The sequence below is a fragment of the Pseudomonas sp. RP-B7 genome, assembly GCF_059803535.1.
In genome coordinates this window covers 55,557-77,274 of record NZ_JAPFHC010000023.1, presented here as the reverse complement: position 1 = coordinate 77,274, position 21,718 = coordinate 55,557, and the positions used below count along the sequence as shown (strand labels likewise).

The 21,718-nt window shown below is 62.8% G+C and carries 20 protein-coding genes and 1 other RNA gene; 11 read left to right on the top strand and 10 right to left on the bottom strand.

The genetic code is table 11. From position 1 onward, the window contains the following. Positions 1-216: 216 nt before the first annotated feature. Both OPU96_RS20070 and OPU96_RS20065 read left to right on the top strand, forming a co-directional pair. Positions 217-2,604: a TonB-dependent receptor plug domain-containing protein gene (locus OPU96_RS20070; RefSeq protein WP_226454624.1), complete on the top strand. Its 2,388-nt coding sequence runs from the start codon at positions 217-219 to the stop codon at positions 2,602-2,604. A gap of 26 nt (positions 2,605-2,630) precedes the next feature. Further along, on the top strand, positions 2,631-3,284 hold the full coding sequence (locus OPU96_RS20065; protein ID WP_226454623.1) for a gamma-glutamylcyclotransferase: 654 nt from the start codon (positions 2,631-2,633) through the stop codon (positions 3,282-3,284). On the opposite strand, the gene glpT is transcribed toward OPU96_RS20065, so the two are convergent. Both glpT and OPU96_RS20055 read right to left on the bottom strand, forming a co-directional pair. Then, a complete protein-coding gene (gene glpT, locus OPU96_RS20060) occupies positions 3,281-4,618 on the bottom strand; it encodes a glycerol-3-phosphate transporter (protein ID WP_192297931.1) in 1,338 nt (445 codons plus the stop codon). The two genes, OPU96_RS20065 and glpT, sit on opposite strands and share 4 nt — an antisense overlap. Before the next feature lie 311 nt (positions 4,619-4,929). Further along, complete coding sequence (locus tag OPU96_RS20055; RefSeq protein WP_226454622.1) at positions 4,930-5,907, bottom strand: NADPH:quinone oxidoreductase family protein; 978 nt, start codon at positions 5,905-5,907, stop codon at positions 4,930-4,932. 150 nt (positions 5,908-6,057) lie between these two features. Between OPU96_RS20055 and OPU96_RS20050 the strand changes: the two genes are divergently transcribed. Then, a complete protein-coding gene (locus OPU96_RS20050; protein ID WP_226454621.1) occupies positions 6,058-6,465 on the top strand; it encodes a flagellar basal body-associated protein FliL in 408 nt (135 codons plus the stop codon). Between the two features lie 118 nt (positions 6,466-6,583). On the opposite strand, the gene OPU96_RS20045 is transcribed toward OPU96_RS20050, so the two are convergent. The 4 genes from OPU96_RS20045 to OPU96_RS20030 all read right to left on the bottom strand — a co-directional run bounded on the left by OPU96_RS20045 (position 6,584) and on the right by OPU96_RS20030 (position 11,972). After that, positions 6,584-7,702, bottom strand: a complete 1,119-nt coding sequence (locus OPU96_RS20045) for an ABC transporter permease (RefSeq protein ID WP_305391714.1) — start codon at positions 7,700-7,702, stop codon at positions 6,584-6,586. Next, positions 7,702-10,419, bottom strand: a complete 2,718-nt coding sequence (rbbA, locus tag OPU96_RS20040; protein ID WP_226454619.1) for a ribosome-associated ATPase/putative transporter RbbA — start codon at positions 10,417-10,419, stop codon at positions 7,702-7,704. Before rbbA ends, OPU96_RS20045 begins: the two co-directional genes overlap by 1 nt. After that, positions 10,416-11,381, bottom strand: a complete 966-nt coding sequence (locus OPU96_RS20035) for an HlyD family secretion protein (protein WP_192297926.1) — start codon at positions 11,379-11,381, stop codon at positions 10,416-10,418. Before OPU96_RS20035 ends, rbbA begins: the two co-directional genes overlap by 4 nt. A 141-nt stretch (positions 11,382-11,522) precedes the next feature. After that, entirely contained in the window at positions 11,523-11,972 is a 450-nt protein-coding gene (locus tag OPU96_RS20030) for an EVE domain-containing protein (RefSeq protein WP_305391713.1), read from the bottom strand. Between the two features lie 194 nt (positions 11,973-12,166). On the opposite strand from OPU96_RS20030, the gene OPU96_RS20025 reads away from it, so the two are divergent. Beyond that, a complete protein-coding gene (locus tag OPU96_RS20025) occupies positions 12,167-12,316 on the top strand; it encodes a hypothetical protein (RefSeq protein ID WP_092355790.1) in 150 nt (49 codons plus the stop codon). A 24-nt stretch (positions 12,317-12,340) separates the two neighbouring features. On the opposite strand, the gene OPU96_RS20020 is transcribed toward OPU96_RS20025, so the two are convergent. The 4 genes from OPU96_RS20020 to OPU96_RS20005 all read right to left on the bottom strand — a co-directional run bounded on the left by OPU96_RS20020 (position 12,341) and on the right by OPU96_RS20005 (position 13,745). Continuing rightward, positions 12,341-12,955, bottom strand: coding sequence for a 5-formyltetrahydrofolate cyclo-ligase (locus tag OPU96_RS20020; RefSeq protein ID WP_226454616.1), 615 nt, complete (start codon positions 12,953-12,955; stop codon positions 12,341-12,343). A 57-nt stretch (positions 12,956-13,012) separates the two neighbouring features. Further along, a non-coding RNA gene (gene ssrS, locus OPU96_RS20015) (6S RNA) lies at positions 13,013-13,191 on the bottom strand. A 30-nt stretch (positions 13,192-13,221) separates the two neighbouring features. Beyond that, positions 13,222-13,539, bottom strand: coding sequence for a cell division protein ZapA (locus OPU96_RS20010; RefSeq protein ID WP_159937738.1), 318 nt, complete (start codon positions 13,537-13,539; stop codon positions 13,222-13,224). Next, on the bottom strand, positions 13,536-13,745 hold the full coding sequence (locus OPU96_RS20005) for a TIGR02449 family protein (protein WP_003177365.1): 210 nt from the start codon (positions 13,743-13,745) through the stop codon (positions 13,536-13,538). Before OPU96_RS20005 ends, OPU96_RS20010 begins: the two co-directional genes overlap by 4 nt. Before the next feature lie 138 nt (positions 13,746-13,883). Between OPU96_RS20005 and OPU96_RS20000 the strand changes: the two genes are divergently transcribed. The 7 genes from OPU96_RS20000 to OPU96_RS19970 all read left to right on the top strand — a co-directional run bounded on the left by OPU96_RS20000 (position 13,884) and on the right by OPU96_RS19970 (position 21,636). After that, positions 13,884-14,441, top strand: coding sequence for a YecA/YgfB family protein (locus tag OPU96_RS20000; protein WP_058426458.1), 558 nt, complete (start codon positions 13,884-13,886; stop codon positions 14,439-14,441). Positions 14,442-14,461: 20 nt separating this feature from the next. Further along, a complete protein-coding gene (gene pepP, locus OPU96_RS19995) occupies positions 14,462-15,784 on the top strand; it encodes a Xaa-Pro aminopeptidase (RefSeq protein ID WP_192297923.1) in 1,323 nt (440 codons plus the stop codon). After that, positions 15,781-16,968: a 2-octaprenyl-6-methoxyphenyl hydroxylase gene (gene ubiH / locus OPU96_RS19990; RefSeq protein WP_498559547.1), complete on the top strand. Its 1,188-nt coding sequence runs from the start codon at positions 15,781-15,783 to the stop codon at positions 16,966-16,968. The genes pepP and ubiH overlap by 4 nt, the downstream gene beginning before the upstream one ends. Further along, positions 16,961-17,446: a DUF4442 domain-containing protein gene (locus OPU96_RS19985; protein WP_226454615.1), complete on the top strand. Its 486-nt coding sequence runs from the start codon at positions 16,961-16,963 to the stop codon at positions 17,444-17,446. Before ubiH ends, OPU96_RS19985 begins: the two co-directional genes overlap by 8 nt. Before the next feature lie 9 nt (positions 17,447-17,455). After that, complete coding sequence (locus OPU96_RS19980; protein WP_226454824.1) at positions 17,456-18,673, top strand: 2-octaprenyl-3-methyl-6-methoxy-1,4-benzoquinol hydroxylase; 1,218 nt, start codon at positions 17,456-17,458, stop codon at positions 18,671-18,673. 161 nt (positions 18,674-18,834) lie between these two features. Beyond that, positions 18,835-19,839 (top strand): extracellular solute-binding protein, encoded by a 1,005-nt coding sequence (locus OPU96_RS19975; protein WP_017739066.1) that lies wholly within the window; start codon positions 18,835-18,837, stop codon positions 19,837-19,839. A gap of 180 nt (positions 19,840-20,019) precedes the next feature. Next, positions 20,020-21,636, top strand: a complete 1,617-nt coding sequence (locus OPU96_RS19970; RefSeq protein WP_226454613.1) for an ABC transporter permease — start codon at positions 20,020-20,022, stop codon at positions 21,634-21,636. Positions 21,637-21,718: the final 82 nt, after the last annotated feature.

Below are 21,718 nucleotides of genomic sequence, written 5' to 3'. Positions count from 1 at the left end.
GCGCCCGACCTGGCCTGAACGTGGGCTGAAAGTATGACCGCCTATGCTTATGCATTTAAGGTCTTTTAAATGTAGGAAAAGTCTTATTAAGATATAAGGCAACGGACTACCGACGTTCTGCCAAACACCAACAACTGACCGCCACCGCCCGCCAGCCGGATCGATCGTACGCATTCAGAGCATGACGTTCTGATAGATGATTCCAAGGGGAGCGGTATGGGGAGCTACAAGAAACACGCGCTGTACTCGGCGATTTTGTCAGCCAATTTGCTGACCGCCGCAGGCTTCAATCCTGTCTTTGCGGCCGAAACGTCCGCCACCGATGCGCCTAAGCTCGACACCGTGATCGTCACCGGCACCCGCGCCCAGGAGCGGACTGCCAGTGCCTCGCTGTCGCCGGTGGATGTGATTTCCGGCGACACCCTGCGCAGCACCGGTTCCGATGAGCTGGGCGCAGTGTTGGCGCGGCTGATTCCGTCGATCAACTTTCCACGTCCAAGCCTGGTGGATGGCGCCGAACTGGTACGCCCTGCGCAGCTGCGCGGGTTGTCGCCGGACCAAGTGTTGGTGCTGGTCAACGGCAAGCGCCGCCACACTAGTGCCTTCGTCAACCTCGGCGGGGCGGTGGGGCGTGGCTCGGCCCCAGCGGACCTGAACGCGATCCCGCTGTCGGCGGTGGACCATATCGAAGTGCTGCGCGACGGCGCGTCCGCGCGCTACGGTTCGGACGCGATTGCCGGGGTGATCAACGTAATCCTCAAGCATGCCGACCATGGCGGCTCGATCTCCAGCAAGTTCGGCCAGTACAAGAAGGGCGACGGCATCCAGCGCAATATCAGCGGCAACACCGGCCTGGCCTTGGGCGACAACGGCTTTATCAGCCTCTCCGGCGAAGGCGCCGACAACGATTACACCAACCGTGCCGGCAAGGATTACCGCACTGCCAGCATTGGCTCCACCACCTACGGCCAGCGCGTGTTCCGCCAGGGCGAACCGGCGACCAATGAAGGCAAGCTGGCGTTCAACTCCGAATATTCCTTCAACGATGCGGCCGAGTTCTACAGCTTTGGCGGTTACAGCAAGCGGCGTGGCGAGACGGCGGCGTTCTACCGTGCAAGCAATGCGTCCAACAACATCGCGGCGCTCAACCCCAATGGCTACCTGCCGCTGATCAAGGGCAGCCTGGAAGACACCTCGCTGGTGGTGGGCCTGCGCGGCTTGCTGGCCTATGACTGGCATTACGACCTGTCGGCCAACTACGGCAAGAACACATACGAGCTGAGCACCGAAACCATCAACACCTCCCTGGGCCTGGCCACGCCGCGCAAGTTCGACAACGGCACCCTGAGCAACGACCAGAAGCAAGTCAGCCTGGACCTGTCCCGTGAGTTCGACGTGGGCTTGCTGCCGTATCCGGTGTCCGTCGCGTTTGGCGGTGAATACCTGCGCCAGGGCTATGAAATCGAAGCGGGCGAGCCTGCATCCTACTACCAGAGCGGCAGTTCGGGCCTCGGCGGCTTCCGTGAGGCTGACGCCGGCAGCAGCTCGCGCCACAACTGGGCCCAGTACCTGGACCTGGAAACCAACTTCACCGAAAAACTCAGCGCCTCGGCCGCCGTGCGGCATGAGGATTACAGTGACTTCGGCTCCAATGTCAGCGGCTCGCTGTCGGCGCGCTACGATTTCACCCCGCAGGTGGCCTTGCGCGGCAGTATTTCCAACGGTTTCCGCGCACCGTCCCTGGCCCAGCAGAACTTTGCGTTTACCTCGTCCCAACTGATCGGCAGTGAAATCCGCGAGGCCGGCACGTTCCCGGCCTCCAGCCAGGTTGCCCGCCTGCTTGGCGCAGAGGACCTGAAGGCCGAGAAATCGCGCAACTACAGCCTCGGCCTGGTACTGGAGCCCGCCGATGACCTGACCGTGACGCTGGATGTGTACCGCATCGATATTCGCGACCGCATCAGCCTATCGTCCAACCTCAACCTGAGCCCCGCGACCCAGGCCTACCTGCAAGCCAACGGCGTCGGCAACATCAACTACACCACGGCGCGCTACTTCACCAATGCCACCGACACCAGCACCGACGGCGTCGACCTGGTGGCCAACTATCGCTACCAGTTCGACAACGGCATCCGCTGGAACAGCACCGTCGGCTACAACTACAACCACACCAAGGTCACGGACGTGAAGGCCAACCCGGCGATCCTCGACAGCCTGGGGGCCAACCTGGTGCGGGTCGACCGCCGCGAGAAAAGCGGCCTGCTCGGCGATACCACGCCAGAGCACAAGCTGAGCCTGGGCAACGACTTCACCTTCGGCAATTGGGCGTTGCACAGCAACCTGGTGCGCTATGGTGAGTTCACCAGCTATCAGGCGGACAAGGTCAACGACCAGACCTTCAAGGCAGCGTGGGTGCTGGACCTGTCGGCGGACTACAAGTTGCAGAACTGGACCTTCACCCTGGGCGGCGACAACGTCACCGATAAATACCCGGAAAAGGTCAATGCGTTCGCCAGCAGCGGCGGCAACCTGGCCTACAGCACATTTTCGCCGTACGGTTACAGCGGCGCGTTTTATTACGGTAAAGTTGCTTACAACTGGTAACACACAGGAGACCTAAGCGATCTGCCATGACCGTTATTGAATCCGATCTTATGCAATTGGCTTACCCTCCGCGGCTCGATCTGGGGCCGCAACTCACTCACGAGCAGTTGATGAGTTCGATGCAGGCGACCATGGGCCGGCACAAGGGTGGGCCGGTCTGGCTGTTCGCTTACGGCTCGTTGATCTGGCGTCCTGAATGTTCATCCACCCAACGCGTGCGGGCGCGGGTCCACGGTTATCACCGTGGCCTGTACCTGTGGTCCCACGAGCACCGGGGGACGCCGGAATTGCCGGGGTTGGTCTTTGGCCTGGATCGCGGCGGCTCATGCAGCGGGTTTGCCTACCGTTTGCCGGAAGACCAGCTGGAAGCCTCGCTCTACGCACTGTGGTGCCGCGAAATGCCGTACCCCTCGTATCGGCCACACTGGCTCAGTTGCCGTCTTGAAGATGGCAGTCAGGTGCAGGCCTTGGGGTTTGTGTTGGAGCGGCACTTGCCCAGCTACGCGGGCAATCTTCCCGACGCCATCTTGAACCACGTGTTGGAAAGCGCTTGCGGGCGTTACGGCACTACGCGCGATTATGTCGAGCAGACCGTCCACGCCCTGCGTAGCCACGCCATGCCAGATAAAAACCTGGAGGCGCGGCTCAAGCGTTGTGCGAAGGGGTGTTCAGGCGGTTAACGCGCCGAACTGACGCTGTTGGTGTGCCACAGCGTGGGGATCAGGAACGCAATCGCCAACACGCACGCGCCGATCAGCAGCACGAAACCACCGTCCCAGCCGAAGTGGTCCACGGTGTAGCCCATGGCCGCACTCGCCGCCACCGAACCGCCCAGGTAACCGAACAGGCCGGTGAAACCCGCCGCCGTACCGGCAGCTTTCTTCGGTGCGAGTTCCAGCGCCTGCAGGCCGATCAACATCACCGGGCCGTAGATCAGGAAACCGATGGAGAACAGCGCGATCATGTCGATCATCGGGTTGCCCGGCGGGTTGAGCCAGTAAACCAGGGTCGCCACCGTCACCAGCGCCATGAACACGATGCCGGTCAGGCCACGGTTGCCACGGAAGATCTTGTCCGACATCCAGCCGCACAGCAGCGTGCCCGGAATACCGGCCCACTCGTAGAAGAAGTACGCCCACGACGACTTGTCGACGGTGAAGTGCTTGGCTTCCTTGAGGTACGTCGGTGCCCAGTCCAGCACGCCGTAGCGCAGCAGGTAGACGAACACGTTGGCGAAGGCGATGTACCAGAGCATTTTGTTGCGCAGCACGTACTTGACGAAGATTTCCTTGGCGCTGAATTCGTCTTCGTGGCTGGCGTCGTAGCCTTCCGGATAGTCGTTCTTGTACTTCTCGATGGGCGGCAGGCCGACCGATTGCGGGGTATCGCGCATGGTGATGAAGGCAAACGCTGCCACCAGCAGGGCCACGGTGGCCGGTACGTAGAACGCCGCGTGCCAGTCGTTGAACCAGGCCATGCCAAGCAGGAACAGCGGGCCGATCAGGCCGCCGCCGACGTTATGCGCCACGTTCCACACGGAAACCACGCCGCCGCGCTCCTTCTGCGACCACCAGTGCACCATGGTCCGGCCACTTGGCGGCCAGCCCATGCCTTGGGCCCAGCCGTTGATGAACAGCAAAATGAACATCATGGTCACGCTGGACGTCGCCCAAGGTGCGAAACCGAAAATGAACATCACACCCGCTGAAACCAGCAGGCCGAAGGGCAGGAAGTAACGCGGGTTGGAGCGGTCGGACACCAGGCCCATGAGGAACTTGGACAGGCCGTAGGCAATCGCGATGGCGGACATCGCCAGGCCCAGTTCGCCGCGGGTGTAACCCTCGTCGATCAAGTACGGCATGGCCAGGGAGAAGTTTTTACGCAGCAGGTAGTAGCCGGCGTAACCAAAGAAAATACCGGCGAAGATCTGCCAGCGCAGGCGTCGGTAGGTGCTGTCTATTTTTTCTTCAGGCAGGGGCGCCTGGTGTGCGGCAGGACGAAAGAAAGCAAACATTCAAGAGCTCCAAATTTCTTGTTTTGACTGCGGATGCGAATGTTACAGTTTCGTTACCGAAAATAGCATCGCCTCTTATCTGCAAACACAGGAAATGAGCGTCAGTGGATGTTCTCTTACGAACATGTCGCGAATGGATAAGTGTGGGTCGTGATGGGGTCTCGCAGGACACTGGAGATCCAAATGTGGGAGCAAGCTTGTGTGGGAGCGGGCTTGCTCGCGAATGCGGTGGATCAGTCACCGAATATATTGACTGGCACACCGCTTTCGCGAGCAAGCCCGCTCCCACATTTAACTGTATTTCAAGTGGGTTAGCGGGTTTGGACGACGACTTTCCCGACAGCCCGGCGCTGCCCCAGGTCATTGATCGCCTGCGCCGCCTGTTCCAGCGGATACACCTGCGACACCAACGGCTTCAACTTGCCCTCGCCATACCAAGTGAACAGCTGCTGGAAATTCGCGGCATTGTCTTGCGGCTGGCGCTGGGCGAACGAGCCCCAGAACACCCCGACCACCGCCGCGCCCTTGAGCAGCGCCAGGTTCACCGGCAGCTCCGGGATGCGCCCGCTGGCAAACCCCACCACCAGCAAGCGGCCGTTCCAGGCGATGCTGCGGATGGCCTGGTCAAACAGGTCGCCACCCACCGGGTCGTAGATCACATCCGCGCCGTTGCCGTCGGTGAGGCGCTTGATCTCATCCTTCAGGCTGGTTTCGCTGTAGTTGATCAACTCATCGGCACCGGCGGCTTTTGCCACCGCGAGTTTGTCGGCGCTGCTGGCCGCCGCGATCACACGGGCGCCCATGGCCTTGCCGATTTCCACCGCCGCCAGGCCCACGCCACCGGAGGCGCCGAGTACCAGCAGGGTTTCCCCGGGTTGCAGGTGGCCGCGCTGTTTGAGCGCGTGCATCGAGGTGCCGTAGGTCATGCTGAAGGCGGCGGCGGTGTTGAAGTCCATGCTCGGCGGGATCGGCAGCACGTTGTAGCCCGGCACCGCGACCTGCTCGGCAAAGCTGCCCCAGCCGGTCAGGGCCATGACCCGGTCGCCGACCTTCAGGTGGCTGACCTTCTCGCCGACTTCACTGACCACACCCGCCGCTTCGCCACCCGGCGAGAACGGAAAGGGCGGCTTGAACTGGTACTTGCCCTCGATGATCAAGGTGTCCGGGAAGTTGACCCCGGCAGCATGCACGTCCAGCAGGATCTCGTTTTTCTTGATCGCTGGGCTTGCGACATCTTCCAGCACCAGGGTTTCGGCAGGGCCGAAGGCTTTGCACAGCACAGCTTTCATCGGACTATTCCTTTGGGCGTCGTGGCCGATAAGTGTAGAAGGGTGCGTCTGGGGGTCAACGAGCATGCTCGTGCCTGATACGTCGCCATAAGCTTGTGCTGAGCGTTGCTAGCGTTATGCTAGCGCGCAACCGAATGTGAGGAATGAACTGTGAAAGCGTGGATCCTGTTGATGCTGGCCCTGATCTTGCCGATGGCAGCCCAGGCCCAGGAAGCGAAAGAAGGCGAGGCGCCGAAAGTCAGCTATATCAGCCTGACGCCACCGTTCGTCGGCAACTATGGCCTGGACGGCACCGCCAAGCTGAAGGTGTACAAGGCCGACATCGCCCTGCGCGTGACCGGCACCGAGGCGGCCGCGGCGGTCAAAGCCAACGATGCGTTGATCCGTAATCAACTGGTGGCGCTGTTCACCCAGCAGACCAACGAGACCATGAGCACCGTCGAAGGCAAAGAGAAACTGCGCCAGGAAGCGTTGAAGCAGACTCAGCAAGTGATGAACGATGAGACGGGCAAGCCAGTGGTGGAAGATCTGTTGTTCAACAACCTGATCATTCAGTAACCCGGGCGCTTCGCGCCATTCGCGCGCAAGCCCGCTCCCACAGTTGACCGCATTCTCATGTTGAAACGCGGTCAACTGTGGGAGCGGGCTTGCTCGCGAAGAGGCCCTGACAGTCACCTCAGGACGCCAAACTCTTCCTGAACCGTCCCAGCGCCACCGCAAAAAACACCAACCCGATCCCCGCCAGCGCCAGCAAGTCCGGCCACACCACACCCACCCCCGCATCCCGAAACAGAATCGCCGCGCTCAGGCTTACAAAATGCGTCGAGGGCGATGCCTGCATCACCCACTGCAACCACTCGGGCATGCTGTCCAACGGCGTACTGCCGCCGGACAACAACAGCATCGGGATAATCACCGGAATCGCCAGCAAGCCAAATTGCGGCGTCGAACGGGCCAGTGTGGCGAGAAAGATCCCCAGTGCGGTGCTGGCAAACAGATACAGCGCCGTGACAAACAGGAACAACCCCAGCGACCCCGCCAGCGGTACGCCGAGCAAACCCTTGACCACCACCTCCAGCGACACCCAGGTGCACAACACCACCACCAGCATGTTGCTCCAGATTTTTGCCAGCATGATCTCCAGCGCGGTCAGCGGCAGCACCAGCAAATGGTCGAGGGTGCCGTGCTCGCGTTCCCGCAGCAGCGCAGTGCCGGTGAGCACGACGGCGAGGATGGTGATGTTGTTGACGATCTGGATCACCGCCAGAAACCAGCCGCCTTCCAGGTTGGTGTTGAACAGCGCGCGGGTGGTCAGCAGGGCCGGCGTGTTGCTCGCGGCAGCGGTCTGCCCGCTATAGGCCAGCAGCTCACGCTGGAAAATCCGCCCGATGTAGCCCGCGCCCATAAACGCCTGGCTCATCGCCGTGGCGTCCACATTCACCTGCACGCCGGGTTGGCGACCGGCCAGCAGGTCGGCCTGGAAGTTCGCCGGCACATTGATGACGAAGGTATACGCGCCGCTGTCCATGACCTTGTCCAACTGGTCATAGGCTAATGGCACAGGCGCTTGAAACTCGGGTGGCTGCAGCGCTTCGGCCATCTGCCGCGAGAGCGTGCTGTGGTCTTCGTCGATAAACGCCACACTGGCGTTGTGTACGCCAATCACCGAACCGGCGGCGGGCATATAGATGGCTACGGTGAAGGCGTAGAACAGGAACAGCAGCAAGACGCTGTCGTGGCGCAGGCTGGTGAGTTCCTTCAGACCCAGGCGCAGGATGTGCGCGAACTTGTGCATCAGGCCTCCTGCTTCTTGAGCATGATCAGGCTCAACCCGGTGAACCCGACGAAAAACCCGAACAGCGCCAGGCACTGCGGCCACAGCTGGCGCAGGTCCAGGGCCTTGGTAAAGGTGCCTACCGCAATGTCGAGGAAATGCCCCGCCGGAAACAGCATGCCCATCAGCGCGGCGGCGCCTTCCAGGGACGAACGCGGCACGATCAGCCCGGAAAACTGGATAGTCGGCAGGCTGGTGATGATCATGGTGCCGAGGATCGCGGCGATCTGGGTGCGGGTGAACGCGGAAATCAGCAGGCCCATGCCGGTGGTGGCCAGCACATACAGCAGGCCGCCGAACGCCAACGTCAGGCCGCTGCCCTTGAATGGCACGCCGAACAGCCAGCGGTTCATCGCCACCAGCAGTGCCAGGTTGATCAGGCTGACGGCCAGGTACGGCGCCTGTTTGCCCAGCAGGAACTCCAGGCGTGTAAGCGGCGTGGCGTAGAAGTTGGTGATCGAGCCCAGCTCCTTTTCACGCACGATGCCGAGGGCGGTGAGCATCGCCGGAATAAACGCCAGGATCAGCGCCATTACGCCGGGGCCGATGGCGTTTACGCTGACCACGTCCTGGTTATAGCGAAAGCGCGTTTCCAGTTTGGCCGCTGCCGGGGTGTTTTGTGGCCGGCTGCTCAGTTCGCCCAGTTGCTGGAGGTTGGCTTGGTGCACGGCTTCTACATAGTTGCGGCTGGTTTCCGCACGAAACGGCATGCCGCCGTCGAGCCAGGCGGCCACGGTGGGTTGGCGACCGGCGTAGAGGTCGCGGCCAAAACCGGGGGGGATCTCCAGGGCCAGTTTGATTTCCGAGCGTTGCAGGCGCCGGTGCAGTTCGCTCGAATCCTGAATCGCCGGTTGCTCCTCGAAGTACCGCGAGCTGCGGAACGCCTCCAGGTAGGCGCGACTCTGCGGGGTCTGGTCTTGGTCATAGACGGCGAAGGCGAGGTTTTCCACATCCAGGGAAATGCCGTAGCCGAAGATCACCATCATGAACATCGCGCCGAGCAGGGCGAAGGCCATGCGCACCTTGTCGCGCAGCAGTTCCTTGCCTTCGCGGCTGGCCACGGCCAACAGGCGCGCCAGGCTGAAACCGCGCTTGCTCACCGGCGGCGCCGCGGTTTCGCTGACCGTGGCGGTGGGCGCAGTCGGCTCGGGTTCGCCCTGGGCCTGTTCCAGGCAGGTGACGAAGGCGGCTTCGAGGGTGTCGCCGTGGAACTGCTGTTGCAGCGCGTGCGGCGTGTCGCAGGCCAGCACCTTGCCCGCGTGCATCAAGGAAATGCGGTCGCAGCGCTGGGCTTCGTTCATAAAGTGTGTGGACAGAAAGATGGTCACGCCCTGTTCGCGGGACAACTCGATCAGCAGCCGCCAGAAGTCATCCCGCGCCGCCGGATCGACGCCCGAGGTCGGCTCGTCGAGGATCAGCACTTCCGGGCGATGCAGCACCGCCACCGCCAATGACAGGCGCTGGCGCAGGCCCAGGGGCAGTTCGCCGGAGGGTTGCTCGGCGACATCACCGAGGTCGAAACGCTGGATCAACTCGTCGATCCGCGGCCCGCTCTCGGCCGGGTTCAGGTCGAACAACTGCGCGTGCAGTACCAGGTTCTGGCGCACGCTGAGTTCGCCATACAGCGAGAAACTCTGCGACATGAACCCCACGCGCTTGCGGGTGGCCAGGTCCTTGGCATTCACCGGGTTGCCCAGCAACTTCGCGCTGCCTTCGGTGGCCGGCATCAGCCCGGTCAGCACCTTCATGGTGGTGGTCTTGCCGCAACCGTTGGAACCGAGGAAACCGAAAATCTCGCCACGGCCGATGGCGAAACTGACCTTGTTCACCGCGGTGAAATCACCGAAACGCAGGGTCAAGTCGTGGGCTTCGATGGCGATGTCGGTGTTGGCACTTTCCCGGGGTGGGATCAGCAGCGGTTGGTTGTCGTGGGCGCTGTCGCCCTGGAAGTGGGTGAAGGCCTCATCCAGTTTGCCACTGGGTGTGGCGGCGGCCAGTTCGCTGCTCAGGCCGTCGGCGATCAGTTTGCCGCGATCGAGCATCAGGCAATGTTCGAATTGTTCGGCTTCTTCCATGTAGGCCGTCGCCACCAGCAACGTCAGCTGCGGGCGCTCGCTGCGTACGGTTTCTACCAGCTCCCAGAAGCGTCGGCGCGACAGCGGATCGACGCCGGTGGTGGGTTCGTCGAGGATCAGCAGGTCCGGGTCGTGGATCAGCGCGCAGCACAGGCCGAGCTTCTGCTTCATCCCGCCGGACAGCTTGCCCGCCGGGCGTTCGGCGAAGCGTGCGAGGTCGGTGGCCAGCAGCAGGTTGTGCATGCGCTGGTCGCAGTCGGCTCTGGACAGGCCGAACAGCGTGGCGAAGAAACGGATGTTTTCGCTGATCGACAGCTCGGGGTACAGGTTGCCGCCCAGCCCTTGGGGCATGAAGGCGATGCGCGGGTAGAGGCTGTTGCGGTGGCGCCGGTCCTGGATCGAGCCGCCAAGCACCTCTAGCTGGCCTGCCTGGAGCTTTTTGACCCCGGCGATCAACCCCAGCAGGCTCGACTTGCCTGCGCCGTCCGGGCCGATCAAGCCGCAGCGCGTTCCGGCGGGCAGGCTGAAGGCGATGTCGAGCAAAGCCTGTTGTTTGCCGTAGCGATGGCTGATCCCGCTGGCGTGCAGCGCCAGGCCGGTCATTGCAGGTTGGCCGGCCAGGCGATGTCTGCCGTGCGCACGTAACCGGCGCCGGGCATGCCCGGTTTGGCTTGGGGCACGGCGTCGGGTTGGGTCAGGCGCAGTTTGACGCGGAACACCAGTTTCTGGCGCTCGTCGCGGGTTTCCACTTCCTTGGGCGTGAACTGGGATTTGGCGGCGACAAAGCTGATCTTGGCCGGCAGCGGTTGCTGGGGCAGGGCATCAAGCAGGATGCGCGCGTCGCTGCCGACGGTCAGGCGACCGGTGACGGAGGCGGGCAGGTAGAGGTTCATGTACTGGTCATTCGGATCGATCAACAGCAGCACACGTCCGCCCGCGCCAAGCACTTCGCCGGGCTCGGCCAGGCGCAGTTGGATGATCCCGTCGATGGGCGCGCGCAGGCTGCTGTCGTCGATCTCGCTGTTGAGCTGGGCGACTTGGGCCTGGGCCGCACCGATGGCGGCCTTCACCGAGTTGACCTGGGCTTGCGCGGCGATCACCGCGGCGTTGCCGGTGTTCTGCCGGGCTTGCTGCTGGTCGATCAGTTGGCTGCTGGCGAAGCCGCGCTTGTACAGCTCCTGGGTACGCTTGAGTTCCTGGTTGGCCAGCAACTGCTCGCTTTGGCGCAGTTGCACATTGGCCTCGGCGGCGGCGAAGTTTTCCTTGGCGCGCAGCACTTCGGCCTCGGCCTGGGCGCGTTGGGCCTCGAGGGTGCGGGTGTCCATGCGTGCGAGCAGTTGGCCTTTGAGCACCTTGTCGCCTTCGTCCACGCGCACCTCGGCCAGGCGCCCGGGGATCTTGGCGGCGATCTGCACTTCGGTGGATTCCAGGCGCCCGTTGCCCATGCTCAGGCCTTCGGGGAGGCGGTCCTGGAGGGAGCGCCAATAGCCGAAGCCGCCGGCACCCAGCAACAGGGCGATGAGTGCGATGGCGAAAAGACGGGAGGTGTGGTGATTCGTCGACATGGCGGCTTCCTGCGGCATTAGCATCCTAGTTTGACCGGATGGCGCCCAGGGGCGGTTGATTCCGGTCAAATGAAGCACCAGCCTAACCCGCCCGGCGTGCAGATGCATGCGTCTGGCGCGTGACTGCCGGGTTCTGGGTGTTTAACCCAGGGCGAGCACCGCCGCCCATTGTTCGGCGGTCACCGGCATCACCGACAGTCGGCTGCCTTTTTGCACCAGCGGCAACTCGGCGAGGGCGGTTTGCTGCTTCAGGTAGCCCAGGCCCAGCACCTTGGGGAATGTCTTGACGTGGGCGACGTCGATCGCGCTCCACGGATTTTTGTCCGGGGTGGCCTTGGCGTCGTAGTAGTGGCTTTGCGGCTCCAGGGCTGTGGGGTCCGGGTAGGCTGCCTTGATGATTTTTCCGATGCCGGCAATCCCTGGCTCCGGGCAGCTGGAATGGTAGAAGAAAAACTCGTCGCCCTCGGCCATGGCGCGCAGGAAATTGCGCGCCTGGTAGTTGCGGACCCCATCCCAGCGAGCTTCGCCGAGCTTTTCCAGGCCCTTGATGGAGAGTTCATCGGGCTCGGATTTCATCAGCCAGTAGGCCATTTTTGCGCTCCTCAAAATGGGATTGGGCAAGTTGTCGGGCAATTGCATGACAAACCGACAGTCGGTTGGCGTCAAGGTTTGCGTGTTGGTTCACGTTACCGCAGAATGCGCGCTTTTAAGCTTGACAGCGCCGCAACGGACTCCTGAGGAACGTTGTTGTCATCGTGTACGAAGTGCCTGAAGGGGGGCAATCGATGCAACGTAAGCCGGATTTACTATGGATTTTGGTTATTTTGTTTGGTCTGGGCGTCGTGACCACCGGGTATGCCCAAAGCTTGTGGTCGAACAAGACCGATGCTCCCGTTGAATTGACTCAGCAACAGCCGCAACCGTTCAAGCGTTGACCCTTCTTCCAGACGCCGCTTTTTTTACTGCGGCGTCTGCGCGATATACCACTGCTTATCCGTGACGGTGCCGGCCAATGGCACATCCCAGCTCGCCTGCGTCAACTTCTCGACCTTCTGGCATTCATGGGCCAGGCCCAGCAACGTCGGCTTGCGCCAGCTCTGGCGGCGCGCGAGGTAAGCGAGGCTGCGGTCGTAGAAGCCGCCGCCCATGCCCAGGCGGCCCCCCGCATCATCGAAACCGACCAACGGCAACAACACCAGGTCCAGCGCCCAGACCTTGCGCTGTTGGCCGATGTTGACCCGTGGCTCGAGGATGCGGAAGCGATTGGGCCTTAGCTTTTCCCCAGGCCGCACGCGCTGGAACACCATCTTGGTGCGTGGCCATGCGCTGAGCACCGGCAGGTAAGTGGCCTTGCCCCGGCGCTGGGCGGCACGCAGCAACAGGCGCGGGTCGATTTCGCCGTCCGTCGGTAGATACAGGGAAATGTGTTTGGCCCGGCGAAACAGCGGCTGCTGTGCCAGTTGCCGATAGAGGCCGTGGGCGGCCTTGCGCTGCTGGCTCGGGCTGAGCTCGCGGCGGGCCTTGCGCAACATGCGTCGAAGTTGCGGACGGGAAAGCGGCGCAGGTTCGGTCATGGTTTTCGGCTCATAAAACAATGCCAGTCCGAAGACTGGCATTGAGTTTGGGAATTCAGGCTCCCCGACAGAGCCGCTGTCGACTTAGCCCTTGAACCCGAAAGTTCAAGGTGGAAGAAGCAGTAGGCTTTAAGGCTTTCCGTCTAGCGGACATGCACACCAGCCCAACGTGCAACTTCCAGGGTAGTGCGAATCGGCTCAGGGACATCGCCGACTGGCAAACACGCCAGGGAGTGGGGCGAGTATACCTTAAACAGTCGCGGCAATCAGCCCTTGGGTGTGTCTGAATCGCTGGACAGCACCAGATCCACACGTTCCAGCAGGTCGCGCACCTGCTCGCGCGTCGAGCCGCTGGCCTGCACGTCAGGGCGTTCCTGCTTGTGCAGCAGATCGTGAGTGATGTTCAGCGCGGCCATCACGGCGATACGGTCGGCGCCGATGACTTTGCCGCTGCTGCGGATTTCACGCATCTTGCCATCCAGGTAGCGGGCGGCGCTCACCAGGTTGTTGCGCTCTTCCTGGGGACAGATGATCGAATATTCTTTATCCAGGATCTGCACGGTGACGCTATTGCTTGAACTCATGAGTCTTGCTCCAGGGCCTTCAGGCGCGAAATCATCGATTCGACCTTACGCCGGGCGATTTCGTTTTTTTCAATGAGGTGAGCGCGTTCCTCGCGCCAGGTTTTTTCCTGAGCTAGTAGGAGTCCGTTTTGACTCTTAAGTTGCTCGACCCGATCAATTAGCAACTCGAGTCTGGCCATCAGCGCTTGCAGGTCGGTGTCTTCCATTGGGTTCCACTGGATTTGTCTGATGAATGGCAACTGCAGGATAAACGATCTGACGCCCTTGATAGTCTTGGTACGTCTGCCGGTGCTAGGATACAGCGCTTCATTCTAGACATTGCGCCGTCTGGCGCCTAGCTCACCATGCCCATTCAGAACTCCCCGTACGATGCTTTTTCCAAACTGCTGAGCGCCAGCGGTCACCCATGCTCGCCTGCCGAATTGCACGGCGTGTTGCTGGGCCGCAGCTGCACCGGCGTAGGCTTTGATGCCGACAACTGGCTGGCCGATGTGGCCGAGCTGCTGGAGACCGAGCCGACCGACAACGTGCGCAACGCGCTGATCGGCCTGCAGGAAATGGTCAAGGGCGAGCTGACCGGTGACGACGTCACCGTGGTCCTGCTGCTGCCGACCGACGACGCACCGCTCACCGAACGCGCCGCCGCACTGGGCCAATGGTGCCAGGGCTTCCTCCACGGTTTCGGCGTGAACGCCGGCGGCCTGGAACTGAGCACCGACGCCAAGGAAGTGTTGCAGGACCTTGCGGCCATCTCCCAGGTACAAGACGCCCTGGAAGAGTCCGAAGACGGCGAAGGCGACTACATGGAAGTCATGGAGTACCTGCGCGTCGCGCCGCTGCTGCTGTTCACCGAGACCAAGAAGTCCGCAGAACCTGCCGCACCCAAGCCGTCGCTGCACTAAGCAAGGAAGCCCATCTGCCCATGATTCATATCCCCAGAGCGGAATACACCCGGCGTCGCAAGGCGCTCATGGCGCAGATGGAACCCAACAGCATCGCGATCCTGCCGGCCGCCGCCGTGGCGATCCGCAACCGTGATGTCGAGCATGTCTACCGCCAGGACAGCGACTTCCAGTACCTGAGCGGTTTCCCCGAACCCCAGGCGGTGATCGTGCTGATGCCCGGTCGCCTGCATGGCGAGTACGTGCTGTTCTGCCGCGAACGCAACGCTGAACGCGAATTGTGGGACGGCCTGCGCGCCGGCACCGAAGGCGCGATCCGCGACTTTGGCGCCGACGACGCGTTCCCCATCACCGACATCGACGACATCCTGCCCGGCCTGATCGAAGGCCGCGACCGGGTGTATTCGGCCATGGGCAGCAATGCCGAATTCGACCGCCACCTGATGGAGTGGATCAACGTGATCCGCTCTAAAGCGCACCTCGGCGCCCAGCCGCCGAACGAATTTGTTGCGCTGGATCATCTGCTCCACGACATGCGCCTGTATAAATCGGCGGCGGAAGTGAAGGTGATGCGCGAGGCGGCACGGATTTCCTGCGCGGCCCACGTACGGGCGATGCAGGCCAGCCGCGCCGGTTTGCACGAATTCAGCCTGGAAGCCGAACTGGACTACGAATTCCGCAAGGGCGGCGCAAAGATGCCGGCCTATGGCTCCATCGTCGCCGCCGGGCGCAACAGCTGCATCCTGCATTACCAGCAGAATGACGCCGTGCTCAAGGACGGCGATCTGGTGCTGATCGACGCCGGTTGCGAGATCGACTGCTACGCCAGCGACATCACCCGCACCTGGCCGGTCAACGGCAGGTTTTCGCCCGAGCAAAAGGCGGTCTACGAGATTGTGCTGGCCTCCCAGGAAGCCGCCTTTGCCCAGATCGCCCCCAACAAACATTGGAACCAGGCCCACGAGGCGACGGTGCAAGTCATCACCGCCGGGCTGGTCAAGCTGGGCTTGTTGCAGGGCGACGTCGACGAGTTGATCGCCAGCGAAGCCTACAAAGCCTTCTACATGCACCGCGCCGGCCACTGGCTGGGCATGGATGTGCATGACGTGGGCGAGTACAAGGTGGGCGGTGAATGGCGCGTGCTGGAGGTGGGCATGGCATTGACCGTGGAGCCGGGGATCTACATCTCGCCGGACAACCAGAATGTGGCAAAGAAATGGCGTGGCATTGGCGTGCGCATTGAGGACGACGTGGTAGTGACCAAGCAAGGCTGTGAAATCCTGACCGGCGGCGTGCCCAAGACCGTCGCCGAGATCGAAGCGTTGATGGCGGCTGCCCGATGAACCGGGTCAACCTCGCGATCATCGGCGGTGGCCTGGTGGGCGCCAGTCTGGCCCTGGCGTTGCAGGCCGGGGCCAAGGCGCGTGGCTGGAAGATCGTGATGATCGAGCCGTTCGCACCGGGCGACAGCTACCAGCCGAGCTACGATGCGCGCTCGTCGGCGTTGTCCTACGGCGCCCGGCAGATTTATCAGCGCCTGGGCCTGTGGCAGGACATTTCCCGTCGCGCCGAGCCGATCAAGCAGATTCACGTGTCGGACCGGGGGCGTTTTTCCACGGCGCGCCTGTCTGCCATGGAAGAGGGCGTGCCAGCCCTGGGTTATGTCGTCGAAAACGCCTGGCTCGGCCAATGCCTGTGGCAAGGTTTGGATAAAGACGTGGTCAGCTGGCGCTGCCCGGCTGAAGTCACGCGCATGGAACCACTGCCCGACGGCTATCGCCTGACCCTCAACGATGAAACCGTGCTGGAATGCGACCTCGCCGTGCTGGCCGACGGCGGCCGTTCCGGCCTGCGCGAGCAACTGGGCATCGGCGTGAAAACCCGGCCGTACAACCAGAGCGCGCTGATCGCCAACATCACCCCGAGCGAAGCCCACAACGGCGAAGCCTTCGAGCGTTTCACCGATGAAGGCCCGATGGCCTTGCTGCCGCTGCCGGACAACCGTTGCGCACTGGTGTGGACGCGCATCGGCATGGACGCCCAGCGCCTGGCGAACCTCGATGAGCGCAGCTTCCTCAGTGAATTGCAGGGCGTGTTCGGCTACCGCCTGGGCACCCTCAAGCAAGTTGGCGCACGTCACCTGTATCCGTTGACCCTGGTGGAAGCCGAAGAACAAGTGCGCTCCCACCTGGCGATCCTCGGCAACGCCGCCCACAGCCTGCACCCGATTGCCGGGCAGGGCTTCAACCTGTCCCTGCGGGATGCCCACGCCTTGGCCGAAGCCTTGCTGGCCGGGCCTGAGGTGCCGGGCGACCTGGCGACGTTGCAAGGCTACCGCGAGCGCCAGCGCCTGGACCAGAAACTTACTGTGGGCTTCTCCGACCAGGTCACGCGCCTGTTTGGCAGCGCCCAGCCGCTGGTCGCCCTGGGCCGCAACATGGGCCTGCTCGGTCTCGACCTGCTACCGCCGGCCAAACGCTGGTTCGCCCGTCAGGCCATGGGCCTGGGCACGCGTCCCGATGCGTAAGTGGTTGATTGAGCGCCTGGGCAAGGCGCGCTTGTTGCGTTGGATCATGACCCTGTACCCGCCGTACCTGGGGGCGGGCGTCAGCGTGCAGCAGATGAGCGCGGACTTTCGCCACGTCAAAGTGCGCATGGGCCTGGGCTGGTACAACCGCAACTACGTCGGCACGCAGTTCGGCGGCAGCCTGTATTCGATGGTCGATCCCTTCTACATGTTGATGCTCATGGAGAACCTGGGCCGCGACTACATCGTCTGGGACAAGGCCGCGAGTATCGATTTCATCTCGCCGGGCAAAGGCCCGGTGTTTGCCGAGTTTTCCATCGACGATACGTTGCTCGATGAAATCCGCCGGCAGACCGAGGGTGGCGAGAAGTATTTGCCTCACCTCAAGGTACAGATTCATGACGGCGCCGGCACCCTGGTGGCGCGCGTCGACAAAACCCTTTACGTGCGGCGCAAGCCGCCAGCGAGACAGGCTTAAACCATGGACATGCGCGCAGATGTGCTGATTGTCGGGGCCGGAATGGTCGGAAGCGCCCTGGCGCTGGCGTTGCAGGGCAGTGGCTTGCAGGTGTTGCTGCTCGACGGCAGCCCGCTGAGCGTCAAGCCGTTCGCTCACGACGCGGCGTTCGAACCCCGCGTGAGCGCCTTGTCGGCCGCCAGCCAGCGCATCCTCGAGCGCCTGGGCGTGTGGGACGGCATCGTCGAGCGCCGCGCCAGCCCTTACGGCGAGATGCAGGTGTGGGACGGCAGCGGCACCGGGCAGATCCACTTCTCGGCGGCCAGCGTGCATGCCGAGGTGCTTGGCCATATCGTCGAAAACCGTGTGGTCCAGGATGCCTTGCTTGAGCGCCTGCACGACTGCGACCTGGGCTTGCTGGCCAATGCGCGCCTGGAACAGATGCGCCGCTCCGGCGATGACTGGCTGCTGACCCTGGCCGATGGTCGCAAGTTGCGCGCGCCGCTGGTGGTGGCGGCCGACGGCGCCAACTCCGCCGTGCGCCGCCTGACCGGCACCGCGACCCGCGAATGGGATTACCTGCATAACGCCATCGTCACCAGCGTGCGCAGCAGCCAACCGCACCAGCGCACGGCGTGGCAACGTTTCACCGACACCGGGCCGCTGGCGTTTTTGCCCCTGGTACGCGATGGGCAAGAGGACTGGTGTTCGATCGTCTGGTCGACCACGCCGGCGGAGTCCGAGCGCCTGATGGCACTGGACGATGAAGGCTTTTGCCGTGAATTGGAGCGCGCCTTTGAAGGCCGCCTGGGCACGGTGATCAGCGCCGATCCGCGTGTCTGCGTGCCGCTGCGCCAGCGCCACGCCAAACGCTACGTGGCCGAAGGCCTGGCGTTGATCGGCGACGCAGCCCACGTGATTCACCCGTTGGCGGGGCAGGGCGTGAACCTGGGCTTTCTCGATGCGGCGACGCTGGCCGAAGTGCTGTTGTCCGCCACCGAGCGCGGCGAACGCCTGGCGGATGTAAAAGTGCTGAGCCGCTACGAGCGCCGACGCATGCCGCACAACCTGGCGTTGATGGCCGCGATGGAGGGCTTCGAGCGGTTGTTCCAGGCCGACCAACTGCCGCTGCGCTGGTTGCGCAATGCCGGGCTGAAGATGGTCGACCAGATGCCCGAAGCCAAGGCCGTGTTCGTGCGCCAGGCCTTGGGCCTGACTGGCGATCTGCCTGATTTGGCAAAGCCCTGAGCTTGAAACCCGGCCCCCTGTGGGAGCTGGCTTGCCTGCGAAGAGGCCATCAGCCCCACTATAAATCCTAGTCATGCAACATCTGGTAACGCCTCCAGCAAGCGCCGGCAAATGTGAGTCCTTATCATTTGCGCTCTTTTTGCAAATGAGAGACCGCACCCATGTTGGCACCCAAGCGCCTCCTGACTGCCCTGGCACTCACCCTGATCGGCAGCACCACCGTGCAGGCAGCCGACGAAGTGGTGGTCTACTCCTCGCGCATCGACGAACTGATCAAGCCGGTGTTCGACGCCTACACCCAGAAGACCGGTGTGCAGGTGAAGTTCATCACCGACAAGGAAGCTCCGCTGATGCAACGCATCAAGGCCGAGGGCGAAAACGCCACCGCTGACCTGCTGCTGACCGTCGATGCCGGCAACCTCTGGCAGGCCGAGCAAATGGGCATCCTGCAACCGTTCACCTCGCCGGTGATCGACAAGAACATCCCCCTGCAGTATCGCTCCTCCAACCACGCCTGGACTGGCCTGAGCCTGCGTGCCCGTACCATCGCCTATTCCACTGACCGGGTGAAACCGGGTGACCTGACTACCTACGAAGCCCTGGCCGACAAGCAGTGGGAAGGCCGCCTGTGTCTGCGCACCGCGAAGAAGGTCTACAACCAGTCGCTGACCGCCACCCTGATCGAAACCCATGGCGCGGCCAAGACCGAAGAAATCGTCAAGGGTTGGGTCAACAACCTGTCCACCGACGTGTTCTCCGATGACATCGCCGTACTCGAAGCGATCAACGCCGGGCAATGCGACGTGGGCATCGTCAACACCTATTACTACGGGCGCCTGCACAAGCAGAACCCGAAGCTGGCGGTGAAGCTGTTCTGGCCGAACCAGGGCGACCGTGGCGTGCATGTGAACCTGTCGGGCATCGGCCTGACCAAGCACGCGCCGCACCCGGAAGCCGCCAAGGCCTTGGTCGAGTGGATGACCACGCCTGAGGCGCAGAAGATCTTCGCCGACGTGAACCAGGAATTCCCGGCCAACCCGGCAGTGCCGCCGTCGGCGGAAGTGGCGACCTGGGGCAAGTTCGTGGCGGACACCTTGCCGGTGGAAGTGGCGGGCAAACGTCAGGCCGAGGCGATCCGCCTGATGGATCGCGCTGGCTGGAACTAAGTACAATCTGCCAGGCACCGCAGTCCTGAATGTGAGAGCTGGTTTGTGTGGGAGCTGGCTTGCCTGCGATAGCATCACCTCGGTGTATCAGTGATACCGAGGTGATGCTATCGCAGGCAAGCCAGCTCCCACATTGGTTAGCGGCGACTTCAAATTCTTCATTATTCCGAGAGCTTTTCCTTGGCCCACCCTGCCCAACGCCGCTGGTACCTGCCGGTTTTCACCGTCGCCGCCCTGGTGCTGCTGCCGCTGAGCGTGCTGTTGCTGTCGTGGCAGAGTATCGATGTGCAGATCTGGTCCCACCTCTGGGAAACCCAGATGCCGCGCCTGCTGGGCAACACCCTGACTCTGGTGCTGGGCGTCGGCGTCGGTGTGACCCTGCTTGGGGTCAGCCTGGCCTGGCTGACCAGCCTGTGCGAATTCCCCGGGCGGCGCTGGCTGGATTGGGCGCTGATGCTGCCCTTCGCCATTCCGGCCTATGTACTGGCGTTTGTGTTTGTCGGCCTGCTGGATTTTTCCGGGCCGGTGCAAACCCTGCTGCGCGAGTGGTTCGGCACCGGCCTGCGCCTGCCACGCGTGCGTTCCACCAGCGGCGTGATCACCGTGTTGGTGCTGGTGTTCTATCCCTATGTCTATCTACTGGCGCGCACCGCGTTCCTCGCCCAGGGCAAGGGCCTGATGGAAGCGGCGCGGGTGTTGGGGCAGTCACCGTGGCAAGCATTCTGGCGCGTGGCGTTGCCCATGGCGCGGCCGGCGATTGGTGCCGGCGTGGCGTTGGCGCTGATGGAGACGCTGGCGGATTTCGGCGCGGTCTCGGTGTTCAACTTCGATACCTTTACCACCGCCATCTACAAGACCTGGTACGGTTTTTTCAGCCTGTCGAGTGCGGCGCAACTGGCCAGCCTGTTGCTGTTGGTGGTGATGCTGGTGCTGTACGGCGAGCGCCGTGCCCGGGGCGCCAGCCGGCCGAGCAACGAGCGGCCACGGGGCAAGGCGCTGTATCACCTGCGTGGGCTCAAGGCGGCAGCAGCCAGCAGTTGGTGTGGGTTGGTGTTTGCCTGCGCGTTTGTCATCCCGATGCTGCAACTGGTCGCCTGGTTCTGGCAGCGCGGTCGCTTCGACTGGGATGAGCGTTATTCGGGCCTGATCGTGCATACGCTCTACCTGGGCGGTATCGCTGCGCTGATAACCGTCAGTGTGGCGCTGGTGCTGGCGTTCGCCAACCGGCTGGCACCTACCCGGGCGATTCGCTCCGGCATCAGCCTGGCCAACGTCGGCTACGCCTTGCCGGGCTCGGTGCTGGCGGTGTCGATCATGTTGGCGTTCAGCTACCTGGACCGTGAGCTGGTGGTGCCGCTGTCGGGCTGGCTGGGCGGTGCGGGCAAGCCGTTGCTGCTGGGCAGCCTGTCGGCGCTGGTGCTGGCGTATCTGGTGCGCTTTTTGGCGGTCGCCTACGGGCCGCTGGAAAACAGCCTGGCGCGAATCCGACCCTCGTTGCCGGAAGCGGCGCGCAGTCTTGGCGTGAGCGGGCCACGACTGTTTTGCAAAGTGTATCTGCCGTTGCTGCTACCGGGGACGTTGAGTGCGGCGTTGCTGGTGTTCGTCGATGTGCTCAAGGAAATGCCCGCGACCCTGCTGATGCGTCCGTTCGGCTGGGACACTCTGGCCGTTCGGATCTTTGAAATGACCAGCGAAGGCGAGTGGGCGCGGGCGTCATTGCCGGCCCTGACGTTGGTGTTGGTCGGCCTGTTGCCGGTGATCGGGCTGATCCGGCGCTCTGCTCGGCAAATCGGCTAGGTGCCAGTCCTACGGCTTGCAGCTACAATGCGCGGCATTCGGTGCGCTCCGCCTTTCTGGCCGGGTTGCTGTAGGTGGTTGC